This window comes from Hydrogenophaga sp. (genome assembly GCF_030656115.1).
Classification (GTDB): domain Bacteria; phylum Pseudomonadota; class Gammaproteobacteria; order Burkholderiales; family Burkholderiaceae_C; genus Hydrogenophaga.
On the sequence record NZ_JAUSOO010000011.1, the window covers coordinates 1 to 1,437 of the forward strand.

The 1,437-nt window shown below is 62.1% G+C and carries 2 protein-coding genes; both read right to left on the reverse strand.

The genetic code is table 11. The features are described 5' to 3' along the window. Positions 1-862 (reverse strand): type I-E CRISPR-associated endonuclease Cas1e (cas1e, locus tag Q7J58_RS01160; protein ID WP_304822224.1); only part of this gene is annotated, 862 nt, incomplete at its 3' end. A gap of 17 nt (positions 863-879) precedes the next feature. Then, positions 880-1,437, reverse strand: a 558-nt coding sequence (gene cas6e, locus Q7J58_RS01165; RefSeq protein WP_304822227.1) for a type I-E CRISPR-associated protein Cas6/Cse3/CasE, incomplete at its 5' end; no start/stop codon positions are given.

Here is a 1,437-nt window from a genome sequence, read left to right on the forward strand (position 1 = left end):
CTTCCTCCATGCGCAACACCTGCTTGATTTTGTCGATCATCGACGGGATAACTTGCTGCTTGCGAAACACCTGCGCAGCTTCACGTCGCACCAGACGGTCAATGGTGTCCACTGAACCCTTGGACACCTGTTTGGCCGCAGAAAAAGCAATTTGAAAGGTGGTGGACTCACGAAACAAGTCGGCAATGTCCAACACAAACGACTGTCCCGAATCCTCATGAATGAAACCCAGCGGTGGCAAAGCTGCCAACGACTGCACCGCAATGGCCGCCGCTGCCTGTACGGCGGTAGCCGCGTGGTTCAGCGCTTGGTTGGGTATGTCCGCAGCCAATGGGTTGGCCCGGTCGTAATGCCGACCATTCCATTCAATGCCGTGCTTTTCGGCCATCAGCTTGTACATGACCTTGACGCGCGATCCCTCAATGCCGCGCAGGGTGTCCAGTTCGCGGTGCGGCAGTATTTCACCCAGTCGCAACGCGTACATGTGGCGGGCCACGCTCACACGGCGGCGCGGATTGCCCCACAACTCGGCCTGCCGTCTGGCCACATCGGAACGGTCCGGCATCAGCGGTGGCGCGGTGTAGGTGCGTACACCGTCAACCCCAACAGCGGCCATCAGCGTGCCGTGGCGGGCCAGCAGGCGCAAGGCGTCGTGCGTCACGCTGCTGCCCGGCCCCAGCAAAATCATGGACACCGACTGGTGCGGTATCTGGTCAATCTGTGGGGTCAGCGAGTTGCTGCCACGCATGAAATGCAAGCACCCATCCACCACACACAACTCGCCGCGCTCCAGCCACAGCAGCCCGTGGCGGTCTGCATGCGGAAACCGGGCCGTTTCCAGCCCCAGGCGACCTTTGAGCATTTGAACGCTTCGGGTTTTTAGCTGCGCACAGGGCGCAACAAGAGCAAACCAAAACCAAACGCACGGTGTCGCCCGACGCCTTTGGCCAGCAACTGCGCGAAGGCTTGCGAATCCAGCACGCGCAACCGCCCTTCGAACACGGCATCAGGCCCGTTGACCAATTGGCTGCGGCGCGCGTCATCGGCACCAGTGCGCTGGCTTTTGCGGGTCACGCCCAACTGTTGGTAGCGAATCAGGTCGGCGTTGACCAGTTCTGCGCCCCCTTGCCGGGCCAACAAATCGCGCAGCCATTGCACATAAACAGTGCTGCGGTCCAGCTCGCCACCACCAGCGCGTTCCAGTGCAGACAAGAAGGCATCGCGTTCGCGCCCGGTTTTTCCTTCGCGGATGATGGGACGGGCACGCACCTCAAACCCCAGCTCGTGGCCCACCGCCCACTGCGTGGGAAATGGCCGCACGCTCAAGCCGCCATGGTGCAGCGTTTGCCCAAGACCCAGGGCGGCAGACACGTCGGGTGCGGCCAAAGCAGCCCGTTGCGCCAACTCAGCAGCACCCGCGCGGCTGTAGGCCAGCAA